The sequence below is a fragment of the Amycolatopsis sp. H20-H5 genome (assembly GCF_035828755.1).
Taxonomy (GTDB): domain Bacteria; phylum Actinomycetota; class Actinomycetes; order Mycobacteriales; family Pseudonocardiaceae; genus Amycolatopsis.
Genome location: NZ_JAYMZS010000031.1, coordinates 47086 through 62830, shown reverse-complemented (window position 1 = coordinate 62830; position 15745 = coordinate 47086). Strand labels below are relative to the sequence as shown.

The 15745-nt window shown below is 68.2% G+C and carries 14 protein-coding genes and 1 pseudogene; 5 read left to right on the top strand and 10 right to left on the bottom strand.

What is annotated here, in order from left to right:
- From QMK34_RS19220 to QMK34_RS19205, 4 genes are all read left to right on the top strand, one after another.
- The coding region (locus QMK34_RS19220) for an ABC transporter permease (RefSeq protein ID WP_326415471.1) at window positions 1-902 on the top strand (902 nt) is incomplete at its 5' end.
- Window positions 899-1663: an ABC transporter permease gene (locus QMK34_RS19215; protein ID WP_326415470.1), complete on the top strand. Its 765-nt coding sequence runs from the start codon at window positions 899-901 to the stop codon at window positions 1661-1663. The genes QMK34_RS19220 and QMK34_RS19215, both read left to right, overlap by 4 nt.
- Entirely contained in the window at window positions 1663-2742 is a 1080-nt protein-coding gene (locus QMK34_RS19210; RefSeq protein ID WP_326415469.1) for an ABC transporter ATP-binding protein, read from the top strand. Before QMK34_RS19215 ends, QMK34_RS19210 begins: the two co-directional genes overlap by 1 nt.
- 1 nt (window position 2743) lies before the next feature.
- The gene (locus QMK34_RS19205; RefSeq protein WP_326415468.1) at window positions 2744-4282 is read left to right on the top strand and encodes a TIGR03767 family metallophosphoesterase; all 1539 of its coding nucleotides are present in this window, start codon (window positions 2744-2746) and stop codon (window positions 4280-4282) included.
- Here the strand turns inward: QMK34_RS19205 and QMK34_RS19200 are convergent.
- Complete coding sequence (locus QMK34_RS19200) at window positions 4273-4983, bottom strand: GNAT family N-acetyltransferase (RefSeq protein ID WP_326415467.1); 711 nt, start codon at window positions 4981-4983, stop codon at window positions 4273-4275. The two genes, QMK34_RS19205 and QMK34_RS19200, sit on opposite strands and share 10 nt — an antisense overlap.
- Window positions 4984-5171: 188 nt before the next feature.
- Between QMK34_RS19200 and QMK34_RS19195 the strand changes: the two genes are divergently transcribed.
- Complete coding sequence (locus tag QMK34_RS19195; RefSeq protein ID WP_326415466.1) at window positions 5172-6404, top strand: HNH endonuclease signature motif containing protein; 1233 nt, start codon at window positions 5172-5174, stop codon at window positions 6402-6404.
- Window positions 6405-6426: 22 nt separating this feature from the next.
- Here QMK34_RS19195 and QMK34_RS19190 read toward each other — a convergent pair.
- The 9 genes and pseudogenes from QMK34_RS19190 to QMK34_RS19150 all read right to left on the bottom strand — a co-directional run bounded on the left by QMK34_RS19190 (window position 6427) and on the right by QMK34_RS19150 (window position 15632).
- Window positions 6427-7489 (bottom strand): annotated as a pseudogene (locus QMK34_RS19190) (IS630 family transposase).
- 33 nt (window positions 7490-7522) lie between these two features.
- Window positions 7523-7750: a DUF2637 domain-containing protein gene (locus QMK34_RS19185; protein WP_326415465.1), complete on the bottom strand. Its 228-nt coding sequence runs from the start codon at window positions 7748-7750 to the stop codon at window positions 7523-7525.
- A 633-nt stretch (window positions 7751-8383) separates the two neighbouring features.
- A complete protein-coding gene (locus tag QMK34_RS19180; RefSeq protein ID WP_326415464.1) occupies window positions 8384-9376 on the bottom strand; it encodes an amidohydrolase family protein in 993 nt (330 codons plus the stop codon).
- A gap of 204 nt (window positions 9377-9580) precedes the next feature.
- Window positions 9581-10078, bottom strand: a complete 498-nt coding sequence (locus tag QMK34_RS19175) for a DJ-1/PfpI family protein (protein ID WP_326415485.1) — start codon at window positions 10076-10078, stop codon at window positions 9581-9583.
- Between the two features lie 176 nt (window positions 10079-10254).
- Entirely contained in the window at window positions 10255-12105 is a 1851-nt protein-coding gene (locus tag QMK34_RS19170) for an acetoacetate--CoA ligase (protein WP_326415463.1), read from the bottom strand.
- Complete coding sequence (locus QMK34_RS19165; protein WP_326415462.1) at window positions 12102-13022, bottom strand: VOC family protein; 921 nt, start codon at window positions 13020-13022, stop codon at window positions 12102-12104. The genes QMK34_RS19170 and QMK34_RS19165 overlap by 4 nt, the downstream gene beginning before the upstream one ends.
- Before the next feature lie 15 nt (window positions 13023-13037).
- On the bottom strand, window positions 13038-14234 hold the full coding sequence (locus QMK34_RS19160) for an acyl-CoA dehydrogenase family protein (protein WP_326415461.1): 1197 nt from the start codon (window positions 14232-14234) through the stop codon (window positions 13038-13040).
- Window positions 14235-14259: 25 nt separating this feature from the next.
- Entirely contained in the window at window positions 14260-14793 is a 534-nt protein-coding gene (locus QMK34_RS19155; RefSeq protein WP_326415460.1) for a flavin reductase family protein, read from the bottom strand.
- A complete protein-coding gene (locus tag QMK34_RS19150; protein WP_326415459.1) occupies window positions 14790-15632 on the bottom strand; it encodes a fumarylacetoacetate hydrolase family protein in 843 nt (280 codons plus the stop codon). The genes QMK34_RS19155 and QMK34_RS19150 overlap by 4 nt, the downstream gene beginning before the upstream one ends.
- Window positions 15633-15745: the final 113 nt, after the last annotated feature.

Below are 15745 nucleotides of genomic sequence, written 5' to 3'. Positions count from 1 at the left end.
CCCCCCGGGGCGCCCCCCCCCCCGCGCCCGTGCGCCCCGCCTCGGCGCGGCGCCTGCTCAAGTGGCTGACCGGGCACTTCGGACTGCTGCCGTTCCTCGTCTACACCGGCGTTTTCCTCGGCGCCCCCGTCGTGATGGTCGTGCTGGGCGCGTTCCAGGACAACGACGGCGCGTTCACCACGGAAAACATCACCGGTGCATTGGCCGACCAGTACGGCCGCTCGTTCGTGACCAGTATCGAGCTTTCGGCGCTGACCGCCACTCTCGGCGCTGTGCTGGGCGCGCTGCTCGCCCACGCCGTGCTCGGGTCCAAACCGGACGGTCTGCTGCGCAAGATCGTCTCGAGCGCGTCCGGGGTGCTGGCGAACTTCGGCGGCGTGCCGCTGGCGTTCGCGTTCATCGCCACCCTCGGCAGCATCGGCATCGTGACCAAGGCGCTCACCGGCCTCGGCGTCGACCTCTACGGTGGCGGGTTCAACCTGTTCACCTTCACCGGGATTTCGATCGTCTACGTCTACTTCCAGATCCCGCTGATGGTCATCGTGTTCACCCCGGCGCTGGAAGGCATGCGCGAGCAGTGGCGCGAGGCCGCGGAGAACCTCGGCGCCACGAAATGGCAGTACTTCCGGCTCATCGCGGGCCCGGTGCTGCTGCCGCCGTTCCTCGCGTCGGCGTTGCTGTTGTTCGCCAACGCCTTCAGCGCGTACGCCACGGCCTATGCGCTGACCAGCGGTGTCGTGCCGCTGGTGCCGATCCAGATCGGCTCGCTGGTGTCCGGCAACGTCGTCGCCGACCAGCAGAACCTCGGCAAGGCCCTCGGGCTCGGCATGATCCTGGTGGTGGCGCTGGTGATGGCGATCTACGCCTGGATGCAGAAACGCGCGTCGAGGTGGCTCGGATGAAGCGTTCCTGGGCCCGCCGGCTGATCCTGACGTTGTTCGGGCTGTACTTCCTGATCCCGATGGCCGCGTCGGTCGAATTCAGCCTCCGTGACGTCAACGACACGCACAGTTTCGCATCCTGGGCCAAACTGCTCGACGAGCCGGATCTGCTCTCGACGCTGGGGACCTCGCTCTGGGTCGCGGCGGGCACGGTGGTGCTCACGCTGATCCTGATGGTCCCCACAGTCAGTTGGGTGCACCTGCGCAAGCCGAAGCTGCGCCGCGTCATCGAGGGTGTCAGCCTGCTGCCTCTGGTGATCCCGCCGATCGTGCTGGTCAACGGCGTGCTCGTGGTGTTCCGCGACGCGCCGGAGGTGATCAACGGGACACCGGTGATCCTGGTGCTGGAGTATGTGATCCTGGCGCTGCCGTTCACCTATCGCACGCTCGACGCGGGACTCCAGGCGATCGCGCTGCCGACGCTGGTCGAGGCAGCGCGCAGTCTCGGCGCGAGCTGGCCCGCGGTGCTGCTGCGCGTGATCGTGCCGAACATCCGCTCGGCGGTGTTCGGCGCGGCGTTCCTGAACCTGGCGCTCGTGCTCGGGGAGTACACCCTGGCCAGCATCCTGCTGATGGAAACCTTTCCCGTGTGGACGGTCAGCACCGGCCAGTCCGAGGCCGGGGTTTCCGTCGCCGTCTCGCTGCTGAGCCTGCTCGTCGCCTTCCTGCTCCTGTTCGTCCTGTCCCTGGTTTCGGGACGTCGTAAACGAGGTAGTGCCTGATGACTGCTGTACTCGAAACCCCGCGCACCGGCGCGTCGGTCCAGTTCCGCGGCCTCCACCGGGCGTTCGGCGAGGTCCGGGCGCTCGACGGGCTCGACCTGCTGATCACCCCGGGCGAGCTGGTCGCGCTGCTCGGCCCGTCGGGCTGCGGCAAGACGACGGCGTTGCGCGTGCTCGCCGGGCTGGAGCAGGTCGACGTCGGTGAGGTGCTGGTCGACGGCACCGACGTCGTCGGCGTCCCGGCGAACAAACGGGACATGGGCATGGTTTTCCAGGCCTACAGTCTCTTCCCGAACCTGACCGTGCGGGACAACGTCGCCTTCGGGCTGCGCCTGCGCGGCGTCGCGGCGCCCACCCGCCAGAAGCGGGCACAGGAGTTGCTGGAGCTGGTCGGCCTCGACTCGCACGGAAAGCGTTACCCGCACCAGCTTTCCGGCGGTCAGCAGCAGCGGGTCGCCCTGGCGCGGGCGCTCGCCATCGAGCCAAGGGTGCTGCTGCTGGACGAGCCGCTGTCCGCTTTGGACGCTCAGGTGCGGACGCAGCTTCGTGACGAGATCCGGCGGCTGCAGCTGCGGGTGGGCATCACCACGCTGTTCGTCACGCACGACCAGGAGGAAGCACTGTCCATTGCGGACCGAGTCGGCGTCATGCGCGTCGGGCGGCTCGAGCAGTGCGACACCCCGGCCGAGCTGTACGCACGCCCGGCGACGGCGTTCGTCGCCGAGTTCGTCGGCACGATGAACCACCTGCCGGGCGTCGTCACCGGCGGCGGCACGGCGGTAGAGGTCGCCGGGCATCGGCTGGCGCTGGCCGACGACGGCGGCGGCGCTGACGGGCGGGTGACGACGGTCCTGGTCCGGCCCGAGGCCGTCACGCTCGAAGCCGCGGCGGACGGGCCCGTCCGGATCACCGACCACAGCTTCCGGGGCGCCGTCACACGGCTGACCGCTACGCTGGCAGATGGCACCAGGCTGCTGGCGGACCTCCCCAGCGTCGCGGCCGCCGAGCTGCGGCCGGGCACGACCGCGACGGTCGGCTTCGGCTCCCGCCCGGTGTTGCTGGCCACGGAGGAACTCTGAGTTGGACACCACGCGACGCCGTCTCATCCGCGACAAGCCCGGTGAGCTGGGCTACCAGCGGATCGCGGCGGCGCCGGGTGAAGCACACCTCGTCAGGGAGGACCTGGCGCCCGCTTCAGGAACCTCCGAACGGGTGAGCCTCGGGTCGTTCGCGCATCTGTCCGATCTGCACGTGATGGACGCGCAGTCGCCCACCCGGGTGGAGTTCCTGGAGCGGCACGCGGATCCGGACTCGCCGTACCGCGAGTACATTCCACTGGTCGGCACGTACCGGCCCCAGGAGATATTCACCCCGCATGTGGTCGAGGCGATGGTGCGCGCGGTCAACGGGTCCGGCGCGGCCTTCGCGATCTCGACCGGCGACGCCACGGATGCCTGCCAGGACAACGAGTTACGCTCCTACCTGACCCTGCTCGACGGAGGATCCGTCGACCCGGATTCGGGGGAACGCGGCCGCTGGGAAGGTGTCCACGCGAGCGATCCGGCGACCTACGACGTCAAGTACTGGCACCCCGGGGGCACGCCCGAAGGCTCCGAGGACGACGACGCGCGTCGTCTGTACGGCTTCCCCTCGGCACCCGGTGTGCTGGGTGCGGCCGCGGCGCCGTTCACCGCGACCGGGCTCGAAATGCCCTGGTACGCCGTACACGGCAATCACGACAACCTGCTGCAGGGCTGCGTGCCACCGTGGCCGGAGATCGCCGAGGTGACGGTGGGCCCGGCGAAGCTCGCGGGCCAGCCGGAGGGGGACACGGTCGAACTGCTCGCCGGTTTCGACCGCGCGGACCGCGAGGTCGTCGACAGGCTGCTCGACGGCCCGCTGACCAAGGTGACGGCCGATCCCGGGCGCCGCCACGTCTCACGCGGCGAGTGGGTCGCTGCGCACGTCGAGTGTCACGGGCACGGTTTCGGCGCGGACAACGTCTCCGCCGGGACGGCGTACTACGCGTTCGACCACGGCGTCCTGCGGTGCCTGGTGCTGGACACGGTCAACCATCACGGTTCCTGGCAGGGCTCCCTGGACGTCGCGCAGTTCGAGTGGCTCACGGCCGAGCTCGAAGCGGGCCAGGACCGGCTGTTCGTGCTGTTCAGCCATCACCCGCTGCACACGCTGATCAACGACACCGGGCCCGACCGGCGGATTCTCACCGACGAGCTGGCGGCGCTGCTGCGGCTGTTCCCGAACGTGGTGCTGTGGGTGAACGGGCACACGCACGAGAACACGGTGACACCGTACGGGAGTTTTTGGGAGATCACCACGGCCTCGCACATCGACTGGCCGCAACAGGCGCGGCTGATCGAACTGTTCGACAACCGCGACGGCACATTGTCCATTGTGGCCACCACGCTGGACCACAATGGACCTCCCGGGTGGGACGGTGGCGGCGATCCGGCAGCCTTGGCCGGGTTCTCGCGGGAGCTCTCGGCGAATTATTGGCAGCACCGCGACGATCCGCGCCGCGAGAGTCGCGGGTCGGGTACCGCCGCAGACCGCAACGTGGAGCTGTTGCTGCACAATCCACTCGCTCGTCAGGGCTGAGTCCACGCTGGACGCAGGTGAAGGCGGAAGCCGCTGCGGGCGAGGTTCGCCGCACTGGGCGAGTCCGGGGCGGCGGTCGCCACGGCCAGCCTGCAGCCAAGGCCCGCGGCCACGGCCACGCGATGAGCGAGCAGACGTCGTTGGGCGCCTTCGCCACGATGTTCCGGCAGCGTCGCCGCGCCGCCCAGCACCGCCGTCGTCCCGTGCACACTCAAGGCCGCGGCGGCGACGTTTCCCAGCAGGAACCGCCGGATGCCGGGCGCGGAGTGCTCGACGGCGATGAGCCTGGAGATCGCGCCAGTGCTCTGGTAGCCGTCGAGCAGCACCTTGAGGAACAGCCCAGTGCCAAGGGTTTCGGCGACGCCGGGGTCCGGTGGCGGCACGTCTTCGAGCGGCCGGGTGGCGAGGAGGCGGTGGCCGCTGGGCACGCTGGGCACGAAACCCGCGTCCGGCAACACTTCGGTGTCGAGCCCTGGCGGGACGATGATCACGGGCGCGCCGCCGCGCCACCGGGGTGAGGCCGCCAGTCGGATCGCGGCGGCGAGGTTCCTTTCGGTGACTCCGTTGATGGTGTTGAGGAACCGCAGTTTGACGCTGTCGGCGCGCACGGCGAGCAGGCCGTCTTCTTCCCAGGCTTCGACGGCGCCGCTGAGGCGAGTCCGGTCGTGTAGAGCGCGTTCCGCCTCGGCCAGTTCCGTCATGCGGCTGATCTTACGGGGGTTGTGTCTGCCGTCCTGCTTCAGCGCCCGCGAGGATCATTCCACTTTGGATAGTCGCCTCGGTGGTATCCGCTGACCGGTGACGATCACAGGTGCACGACCCGAAAAAAGGCAGCCGGGTCTAACCGGACGGGTGGCGGTTCGAACAAATGTTCGGGTAGAATGGGGGTGTGGGTGTCGATGAGGTGATGCCGGTGTGGCAGCTTTCCGATGGGGAGCTGACTGCTGGGCTTCTTGCTGTCGAGCGGGATTTGTGTCGTGTGTATGCGCGGATGCTGGATCTCGTCGGTGACATCGACAGGCGCGGGTTGTCTGTGGAGAAGGGTTTCCGTGATACGGCGACGATGCTGGCGCTGTCGTTGCGGGTGTCGAAGAGGGAAGCCTCCGCTCGTGTTGCTCAGGCTACTGCGGTGCTTCCGTTGATGCGGAAGGCGTTGGAGTCCGGCGAGATCAACCGGGAACACGCCCACGAGATCGAACACGTCCTCTCGCAGGCTCCTGACTCAGTGTCGGCGGAGGAGGTCGCGGCGCACGAGGCCACCCTGGTCGAGTTGTCGCAACAGGCGATCCCCACCACCGTCCGTAAAGTAGGGCGGCGGGTACTGGGGTACTGGGATGTGCTGGATAAGAAGCCGGAGGATCGTGAGCGGGACCTGTCGCGTCCGAACCGGGAGTTCCGGTACTCGTTCACCCGGGACGGTCGGATGAAGTACTCGGGTGAGTTTGATCCCGAGGCCGGGCATTTCGCGGAGAACATGCTGATTCCGTTGGCGAAGCCTGACCCGGTTGATGCGTTCGGTAACCGGGATCCGCGGACGGCGGCGCAGCGCCACGGTGATGCGTTGGCGGCGATCTTCGACCTCGCCGGACGCTCCCCCGACCTGCCGGTCAAGGCTGGTGAGCGGGCGGTCGTCACGGTGACGATCGGGCTGGAAGAGCTGGAACGTCGCGCGGGCATAGTCATGCTCGACGATTATGGTGCGTTGAGTGTGAGTCAGGTGCGGCGGATGTGCTGCGACGCGAAAGCCGTACCAGCGGTGCTGAACGGTGCGAGTGAGGTTCTTGACTTGGGTCGGGCGGTGCGGACGGCGACTCCGGCGCAGCGGCGGGCGTTGATCATCCGGGATCGTGGGTGTACCGGTCCGGGGTGTTCACGAGGCCCGAAATGGGCAACGCCACACCACATTGTGCACTGGAGCAACCCCGGCGGTGTTGGGGGTCCGACGGACATCGTCAATCTCGGACTCGCCTGCGAGAGACATCACCACCTACTCCACCATGGCGGGTGGGATATGCGGCTGCGCAACGGAATCATCGAATGGATCCCGCCCGCGTGGTTGGATCCAGAGCGAAGACCCATCCGCAACACCGCACATGATCCACCCACAGGAAAGCACTCCTAGTGGTACGCCCGGGTGTGCGGGGCTAAGCGCCTGGCCAGAAGTCTTGTCTGTAATTCTCGGGTATCCAGGGTGGGGTCCACGGTGCGGCGGTGGTGAGCATCTGTTCGGTGGTGTGGTCGCGAAAGAAGGCATGGGCTTGTCTGACTCGGTCGGGCATGGTTGCTGGTGCGGTGTTGGCGATGCGTTGTTTGAGTGCGGCCCAGGTTCGTTCGACGGGGTTGTCCTGGGAGCTGTACTTGGCGCCTTCGATTACTTGCAGGCGGGGATGTTGTTCCAGCCAGCGTTGGGTGATGCCGCTGTGGTGGGTGGTGCCGTTGTCGCAGAGCACAGCCACGACCGGTGCGTCGGGGTAGGCGGTGAGCAACTGTTCGAGGAAGTAGCAGAACACGACGGAGACGTTCTTCACCGAGACGTGGTAGTGCCAGGCGCCGGTGGCGAGGTTGACCGCGCCGTGCAGGGTGCGGCGTTTGTTGGAGCCGGGTGTGAGCACGTGGTATCGCTGGCCTATGGGCATCCAGCAGGCTCGGATTCTGGCGAGCAGGTCGAGGTGGGTTTCGTCTTCGGCGAGTACGACCGAGCCGGTGGGCAGCGCGGTGATGCGGGTACGGATGTCTGTGCAGGTGGTGTCGTGGTCGGGGTCGCCTTTGGCGATCAGACGTGGTCTGCGCCAGCGGGCTTGTTCGCGCAGTCGTCGGTAGGAGGTGCGCAGGCTCATCTCGGGGCGGCCGGCCGCGCGCCAGACCTTGGTGGTGGTCCACGCTTTCGGAGTCGCGAGCAGGGTGCGGATGCGTTGCCCGAGCCGAGGGCTGCCCAGGCGAGGCCGTCCGCTTCGGGGCAGGTCGGGCAGCCCCTTGATGCCGTCGCGGTCGATCCACCGGCGCACTGTGACCGGGTCGTAGCACAGCAGGTCAGCGATCTCGGGAGCGCTCATCCCGGCCGCGGACAGCAGGATCATCACGATCCGGGCGGCGATCCGCCAGTGCCCGTGCAAGGCGGTGACCAGTTCGTGGTGCCGTGGGGGAGTCAGGTTGGGCGTAGATGTGCGCTGGGCGCGTACTTGTTGTGGCCTCGTCAGGTCGATCCAGGTGTGGTAACCGGATCTAACCTGGCGAGGTTCTTCATATCCCGCTGGACTCGCGCGCGTTAACAGACATAACTTCTGGCCAGGTGCTTAGCACGAGGAGGCCGTCGACGGACAGCGGCCAGAAGGCTGAGCTGGTGGGGTCGGCGCCGCCGTTGAGGGCGAAGTATCGTTGGTGTTCGTAGGACGCGTGCGCGGCGACGAAGGCGGCGATGAGCGCGCAGATCCGTCGGGTCCAGTTTTCCGGACGTCGGCTGGCGGTCATTTGGCGTCACCGGTCGTGGGGGTGTCGTTTCGACGCTTGCGGGTCCGAATCAGTCGGGTCGTCGCGGATATCCGCAGTTCGCGGACCAGTTTCGGTGTTGTTGATGTTGTGTGTACCGCGTCGGAGGGACGAACCCATGCTAACGGCGGTGTCCTTTCCTTCATCGGCGCATCGAGGCACCCACCGGCCGTTCAACCGGCGCCGCATCTTTGCCGCTCGAAACATCGGTACACGACGGAACGCTCTTGGTACGCTCAGGGGGCTCCGGTGCACGTCACGGGGAGTGCTTGACGCAGTTGGCCCTGCCGTACAAGATCCGTCCAGAGTCCCACTGTGGACCGGGAATCGTCGAGGCGACCGACGAACCCAGAACGCGACAGCGACTGGATCGGTGTCGATCGGGTTGGTGCTCCAGCGGTAGCCGTCACCGCGGGATTTCGCCGCCGCGACAAGCTCGGCATCGGCACCGCGGCGCCGATGCCGAGCTTCGACCTCGATGGCCAGCACCGCGCACCTGACCCAGCTCGCACTGGGTCAGCCGGACCTGGCCGAGCCTGTCGTTGCGCTGGCGTGCCGATCAGCTCGGGCTCAGTTTCGCTCTGCGCGGGAGGCGCCGGGCACGCGGCTCTGCGGTCAACGTAGGTGGGCGGTGAGCCTTTCCCAATTGGCGTGAGCGACCGCCGCTCTTTCGTCTGTGGTGAGGTCCGCTTCATTGAGAAATGAGCGGGCCATTCCTGCGCTGTTGTCAATGAAAGGGTAGTCGGTAGCGAAAAGGATCCTGTCGATGCCGACCACCTCCTTCGCCCATCGGAGATAGCGGTGGCTGGTGTCACCGCTCCCGGTGAAGGAGACGTGTTCACGGAAGACATCGAGTACGGTCGGCCCGCTCGGGAGCAGCCCGGCGCGTTGGATGCTCGTGAACCGCTCCTCCCAGAACAGCATCAACTCGCCCCAGTGGCCAATGACGAGCTGCAAGCCAGGGTGGCGATCGAACACCCCGGCAAGGATCATCCGGATGAGCTGAATACCGGTTTCGAAGTGCCACCCAACCGCAGCTGTGCTCAAAGCGCGGTCGACGGGGTCGCCGAGTCCGCTGTAGTAACCATTGCGGATCGAGTTCTGCGGACGCTGCGGGTGGAGATATATCGGTACCCGCAGATCTGATGCCGCCGCCCAGATCGGCTCGTTGTCGGGATGGTCGGCGTTCCTCGAACCTGTGCGGCCGAACACCATTGCTCCCATGAAACCCAGTTCCTGCACGGCGCGCCGCAGCTCCTCCACTGCGGCACGGGGATCCGGAGTAGGTAGTGCTGCGAAGGCCTCAAAACGGCCTGGGTGACGGGAGACTGCCGCAGAGATCCGATCGTTCACCTGCTTCGCCAACGGAACCGCCAGTGACGGTGTCAGATTCTGCACACCTGGTTGGGTGACGGACAGGACTTGTACGTCGACTCCTTGGTCGTCCATGTCCTGCAATCGACGTGCGTCCACGTCGAGCAGGCGCTCTCCCATCAGACCTGTGCCGTTGAAGACGGCGTTCTGCTCCTCCGCCTCGTCCGGTGCCTGCCTCCAGGCGTCCAGCAGGGTGGAGGTGACCATGTGTTCTTCTAACGCAATGATTTTCATGTTGTTCTCCTGCTTGCGAGGCTGAGCGAGGCGCCGAGTCATGGACGCGGTCGGTCGTTTTCACTGCTGGTGCGCAGCACAGCACAGAACCGAGGATTGTGCTGTCCTCGTCCTCACCGCCACCGGATTCCCGGCGCGCTGCCAGGATCGGTGTGTTTGCCGTGGGGATGTCCGAGAATCTGCTCGTCGGCGTCGGTTCGGGACCTACTGGTCGCGCGAGGAGCCGGGGGTTCCGGTGAACGTCTCGACGATCGCGGCGCAGAATGCGGGCAGGTCGGCGGGGTTGCGCCTGGACACAGGGCTGTTGTCCACCACTACTGCTTCGTCAACCACGGCGGCGCCGGTGTGGCTGAGGTCGGTGCGGAGGCTGGGGAACGACGTCAGCGTGGGACCTCGGACGACGTCGGCCTGCACCAGGGTCCACAGTCGGTGGCAGGTCACCCTGACGGGTGTGCCCGCGCGGACGATGTCGCCCGCGGACCGGACGGCCGCGGGGTCCTGCCGGAGGTTGTCGGGGTTCATCGTGCCGCCGGGTAGCAGCAGTGCGTCGTAGTTGTCGGCGGCCACCCTTGGACACGACTTTGGCGACGCTGAATGTGCTGCCCTTGTCGATGTCACCGTTCGTGGCCTGGATCTCGCGGTGTCGGAGCGAGACGAGGTCGGCCGTGGCGCCCGCGGCGGTGACTGTCGCGCGCGGTTCATCCAACTCGACCTGCTCGACGCGTCGGCGGCTAGGATGGCCACCCGTTTTCCCTGCAACGGTGTGGACATGGGTGTACTCCTTCGACCGGGTGGTCGTCTTCGGTTCCCTTCCGGACTACCCCGCAGCCGGTCGTGGGTAGCCCACGGATTTTCCGGGGTGCGGCGGATGCGAAGCGTCAGGCGGTGAATGCGCCGATCGCGGCGTAGCCGCTGATGGCGTCGGGCGCGACGACCTCTAACGGGGCGCGGCCCTGGAGGATCTGTTTGATCGGTTTCTCCAGTTTCTTGCCGGTCAGCGTCCGCGGGATGGCCGGGACGGCGTCGATCCGGTCGGGGACGTGCCGCGGGGAGAGCTGGTCGCGCAGGGCCTGGCGGATCCGCTGCCGCACGGTGTCGTCGAGATCGATGCCGGGGGCGAGGGCGACGAATAACAGCAGCCGGCCTGGGCCGCCGTCAGGGTCCTCGAGGTGCACGACCAGGGAGTCCTCGATGCCGGGCAGTTCCTCGACGACTGCGTAGAACTCGGCGGTGCCGAGGCGGACCCCGCCGCGGTTGAGGGTGGCGTCCGACCGGCCGGAGATGACGAAGCTCCGTTCGGGGGACATGGTCACCCAGTCGCCGTGGCGCCAGACGCCGGGGTAGGTGTCGAAGTAGGCGGCGCGGTATCGGATGTCGCCCGGGTCGCTGACGAAGCCGATGGGCATCGACGGCATCGGCTGCCGGACGACCAGCTCGCCGACCTCTCCGACGACTTCGTTTCCGGCGGTGTCGAACGCGGTGACGTCGACTCCGAGGCAGGGGGCGGTCAGCTCGCCGCGGCGAGCGGGCAGCCACGGGTTGCCCGCGATCAAGGCGGAGCAGATGTCGGTTCCGCCCGACATCGAGTTGATGTGGACCGCGTCGCTGAGGTGCTCGGTTGCCCAGTCGAAGACTTCGCCCGGTAGTGGCGAACCGGTGACGCCGAGGGTGCGCAGCGCGGGCAGCTCGCCGGGGTCGATGCCGGCGGCGCGGCAGGCGGCGAGGTAGGACGGGCTGGTGCCGAACAGCGACACCCGCGCGTCGGCGGCGAGCCGCCACTGCACCGCGAGGTCGGGGTATTGCGGGTTCCCGTCGGTCAGCACGATGGTGGCCCGGCGCAGCAGTCCGGAGACGAGGATGTTCCACATCATCCATGCGGTGGTGGTGTGCCAGAGGATCCGGTCGCCGGGGCGGGTGTCGAGGTGCAGGGCGTGCGCCTTGAGGTGTTCGAGCAGGATGCCGCCGTGGCCGTGCACGATCGCTTTGGGTAGCCCGGTCGTCCCGGAGGAGAACAGGATGTACAGCGGGTGCGCGAACGGCACCCGCTCGAACCCGGGTTCGGGATCGCCGGACAGCAGTTCGGGCCACAACGTCGCATCATCCACTGTGTACTGTCCATAGGGGACGCCGACGACGTGCCGCACCGACGGCAGCCCGGTACGGATCGCCGCCACCTCGGCACTCCGGTCGATTTCCTTCGCACCGTAGGTGTACCCGCCGACGGCGAGCAGCACGGTCGGCTCGATCTGCGCGAACCGGTCCACGACGCTGCGGGCGCCGAACTCCGGCGCGCACGCCGCCCACACGGCGCCGAGCGACGCGCAGGCGAGGAACGCGACCAGGGTCTCGGGGATGTTCGGCAGGTAGGCGACCACCCGGTCACCGCGCCCGACACCGAGGCGTTGCAGCCCGGCGCGGGCGCGGGCGACCTGGTCGGCCAGGTCGCCGAACGTCAGCGACATCGTCGCGCGGGTCTGGGAGTGCGCGAGCACGGCGAGCCGCTCGGCGTCGCCGGGTTCGCCGAGCATGTGCTCGGCGTAGTTCAGCTCCGCGCCGGGGAACCACTGCGCGCCGGGCATCTCCGGCGAGTCGAGGACGCGGTCGTAGGTGCCGCGGACCTCGAAGTGGTCCCAGACCTTCGCCCAGAACCCTTCGAGATCGGTGACCGACCAGCGCCACAGCTCGTCGTAGGAGCCGAACCCGCGGCCGAAGACGTCCAGCTCGCTCATGCGCCGTCGTGGGCGTCGGTCATCAGCTCGGCTAGGTCCTCCGGGGCGAGGAACGATGGCGGGGGCGGTGGGCCCCAGGCGTAGAGGCTCCTCTCGGCGGCGACGACGCGGGGTTCCCAGAGCTGGTCTTCGAGGATGCAGTCGATGTCGGAGTAGTACTCGGAGAAGTTGCCGGCGGGGTCGCGCAGGTACCAGAAGAAGTTCGAGCCGATGTAGTGCCGGCCCAGGCCCCAGGTGTGGCGTTCCGGGTGGCCTTCGAGCATGGCGGTGGCGCCGCGGCCGACGTCGTCGACGTCGTCGACTTCCCAGGAGGTGTGGTGCAGGAAGTTGACCGGTGCCTGCTGCACGAGCACGTTGTGGTGGTCGGTGGAACAGCGCATGAACGCGGCCAGGCCGGGGGCCTCGTCGCTGACCTTGAACCCGAGGCCTTCGGTGAAGAACCGCTGGGTCGCGGCCTGGTCGGTGGAGCCGAACACGACGTGGCCGAGCTTGCGGGGCCGCACCGGCGACTCCCGGTCGATGCCGGGCGCGCGGACGTTCGCGCGCTGAATCGAGCCGGGCTGGTTGTAGGTGACGGGTTCCGGTGGTTCCTGGCGAAGTCGCGGGGCCACCGACACGACGACGTCCAGCCCGGTCACCGGGTCCTTGGTGTGGAGGGCGTTGCCGTCGATGCGGCTGGCGACGTCGAGGCGGGCCAGCGACGCGGTGATGCGGCCGAGGTCGTCCGGGTCGTCGGCGCCGATGCCGAGGGTGAGCAGCCGGCGCTGCGGGGTCTGCCGCAGTTCGAGCTGTTCGCCGCCGTCGGCGGTGGCGAACCCGGATGCGGTCGGGGTGAGGCCGAACTCGGTGTAGTACTTGGCGGTTTCGTCGACGTCCGGGACGCCGATGGCGATCTTGGTGAGGCGGTGCAGGCTCATGACGGGTCCTCCGGGTCAGATGAGCGGGGTGATCTGGTCCTCGCGCCCGAGCAGGGCCTTGCCGTAGACCTCGTAGTTGACCGCGGGCAGCACGATCGCGTGCCGGGCGGCGACGGCGGAGTCGCGCCAGATCCGCTGCAGCGGGTTGACGTCGGCGAAGCTGCCCGCGCCGTGCGCCGAGAGCAGGATGTCGATGGCTCGGGTGATGTTCTCCACGGCCCAGCCGGTGTCGGCGCGCGTCCGCGCCCGTAGCGTCAGGTCCGGGTAGGTGTGTGCGGCGGCGGCGGTGTCGATGTCGTCGGCAGCCCGGTAGGCGTGCAGGCGGGCGGTGTCGATCCGCATCGCCGCTTCGGCCAGCTGCAGCTGGAACGCGACGGAGTCGGCTTGCGTGGTGTAGCTGGTGTAGGAGATCGCCTTGCGGGAGGCTTTCTCGGTGACCAACTTCAGCGCCTTGCTGCCCAGGCCGAGCTGCGGTCCGGCCAGCACCAGCGTGAGCACGGGGACGAGCGCGGCGCGGAAGAGGTCCTCCTCGGGCTCGCCGTTGGCGTACGTGCCGGTGATGGCCGGCGGCACCGACATCACACGGTGCTCGGGCACGAACACGTCGTCGGCGATCAGGCAGTTGGAGCCCGACGAGCGCATCCCCGCGACAAACCACGTGTCCTCGAAGCCGAGGTCGGTGCGGGGGAGCAGGGCCATGCCCTGGTCGACGACCTCGCCGTCCTCGTTGGTCAGCGGGATGCCGAGGCTCGCCCAGTCCGCGTGCCACGAGCCGGAGTTGTAGTACCAGCGGCCGGTCACCCGGTAGCCACCGTCCACTTTGCTCGTCTCGGCGGTCGTGGACAAGACACCGGAGACCTTCGCGTCCGGGTTCGCACCCCAGACGTCGTCCTGGGCCTGGCGGCTGAACAGACCGGCCAGCCAGGCGCAGACGTTGCTCAAGGCGACGACCCAGGCGGTGCCGCCATCGGCTTCGGCGACCGCGGCGGAAACGTCGAGCATCGCGCGGACCGGCAGCCCGTACCCGCCGTAGCGGCGGGGCTGGGCGATTTTGAACGCGCCGATCTCGGTCAGGGCGGCGATGCTCTCCTCGGCCACCCGGCGGTCGGTTTCTCCCTGGGCGGCGTTCTGTTCGAGCAGCGGCTGGATGTCGGCGATCCGGGTGAGGATCTGCTCGATGGTGGGCGTGGGTTGTTCGGTGGCGAGGGTCATGACGGCGTTGTCCTTTCCAAGCGGGTCAGCGGGCGCAGGCCGCGATCTGGTCGGTGATGAGCGGGCGGGGCCGCTCAGCGAAGCGGGAGTGGGTGCCGAACGTGCGATGGGCATAGACCAGCGGCGGCAGGTCGGCACGGCCCAGATCGGTGACCAGGCCGAACAGCAGCAGGTGATCACCGGCCTCGATGGTCCGTTCCAGGTCACAGGCCACCCAGCCCGCGGCGTCGCGCAGCCGGGGCAGCCCGTCGTCGGTGAACCACGCCGTCTCGCCGCCGAACCGGTCGGCCCCGCGGGTGGCGAACCGGACAGCGAGATCGTCCTGGCCGTGCCCGAGCAGGTTCACGCCGAACCGGCCTGCCACCTGGATCTCGGCGAGCAACGCCGAGCGCCGGTCGAAGGCGACACTGACCAGCGGTGGATCCAGCGACAATGAGGTGAATGAGCTGACCGTCGCGCCGCGCGGGCCGCCGTCGGCGCCGGTGGTGGTGACGACGGTGACCGGGGCACAGACCGCGGCCATCACCGCGCGGAACCGGTGTCCGTCCACAGTGGTCATGACGGCTCCACGAACCGGTGGCGCATCGTGCCGATGCCTTCGACGGTACTGACCAGTTCGTCGCCCGCGGCGAGGAACCGCTGTGGGGTGCGGGTCATGCCGACACCGGCGGGGGTGCCGGTGAAGATCAGGTCGCCGGGTAGCAGCGGCAGGATCGCCGAGAGCCGCGCGACGAGCTCCGGGACGGAGAAGATCAGTTCGCCGGTCCGGCTCTTCTGCACGGACTCGCCGTTGACCGCGCAGCTCAGCTCCAGATTGTCCGGGTCGGCGAACTCGTCGGGGGTGACCAGCCACGGTCCGGTGGGACCGAACCCGGGGGCGGACTTGCCGAGGCTGAACTGCGGGGCCGGCCCGGTCAGCTGCAGCGTCCGGTCGGAGAGGTCCTGCCCGATGGTCACCCCGGCGACGTGGTCCCAGCCGCGCTCGGCAGGCACCCGGCGAGCGGGCCGGCCGATCACGGCGACGAGCTCGACCTCCCAGTCCACGGTAGGACTGGTGAGCGCGATCTGACCGGACGGGCCGGTCAGGCAACTGGGAAACTTGGTGAACACCGTGGGCGAGTCCGGCAGATCGAGCCCGGCTTCAGCCGCGTGATCGCGGTAGTTCAGGCCGATCCCGAACACCTGCGCCGGGCTCGGCGCGGGGGCTCGCAGATCGGCGTCGTCGAAGGACGTGGCGTTCTCGTGCCCCGCTTCGCGGGCCCAGCCGATGAACTCCTCCCAACGGGCATACACCGCGTCGGGATCGGCGGAGAAGCGCTGGTTGCTGGCGCGCTCGACATCGACGGCGCCGACCTCAGTGACGAGGACAAGCCGTCCAGCGAGATTGGCGATCCGCATCGAGGAACCCTTCGGTCGATGAGCAGACGGTGGCCCGGTGGCGAGGGTGGCTCGTCGTCGGAGCCCACCACCGTCGGTCCCCTCATACTCTGCTAGGCAGAGGCGACTGTCAA

Bases quoted from the DNA above. Each gene is read 5' to 3' on its own strand.
- QMK34_RS19170 (WP_326415463.1), bottom strand. From the start codon at position 12,105: ATGAGCGAGCTGGACGTCTTCGGCCGCGGGTTCGGCTCCTACGACGAG.
- QMK34_RS19200 (WP_326415467.1), bottom strand. From the start codon at position 4,983: ATGACGGAACTGGCCGAGGCGGAACGCGCTCTACACGACCGGACTCGC.
- QMK34_RS19175 (WP_326415485.1), bottom strand. From the start codon at position 10,078: ATGAACCGCGCGCGACAGTCACCGCCGCGGGCGCCACGGCCGACCTCG.
- QMK34_RS19215 (WP_326415470.1), top strand. From the start codon at position 899: ATGAAGCGTTCCTGGGCCCGCCGGCTGATCCTGACGTTGTTCGGGCTG.
- QMK34_RS19150 (WP_326415459.1), bottom strand. From the start codon at position 15,632: ATGCGGATCGCCAATCTCGCTGGACGGCTTGTCCTCGTCACTGAGGTC.
- QMK34_RS19180 (WP_326415464.1), bottom strand. From the start codon at position 9,376: ATGAAAATCATTGCGTTAGAAGAACACATGGTCACCTCCACCCTGCTG.
- QMK34_RS19165 (WP_326415462.1), bottom strand. From the start codon at position 13,022: ATGAGCCTGCACCGCCTCACCAAGATCGCCATCGGCGTCCCGGACGTC.
- QMK34_RS19155 (WP_326415460.1), bottom strand. From the start codon at position 14,793: ATGACCACTGTGGACGGACACCGGTTCCGCGCGGTGATGGCCGCGGTC.
- QMK34_RS19210 (WP_326415469.1), top strand. From the start codon at position 1,663: ATGACTGCTGTACTCGAAACCCCGCGCACCGGCGCGTCGGTCCAGTTC.
- QMK34_RS19160 (WP_326415461.1), bottom strand. From the start codon at position 14,234: ATGACCCTCGCCACCGAACAACCCACGCCCACCATCGAGCAGATCCTC.
- QMK34_RS19185 (WP_326415465.1), bottom strand. From the start codon at position 7,750: ATGACCGCCAGCCGACGTCCGGAAAACTGGACCCGACGGATCTGCGCG.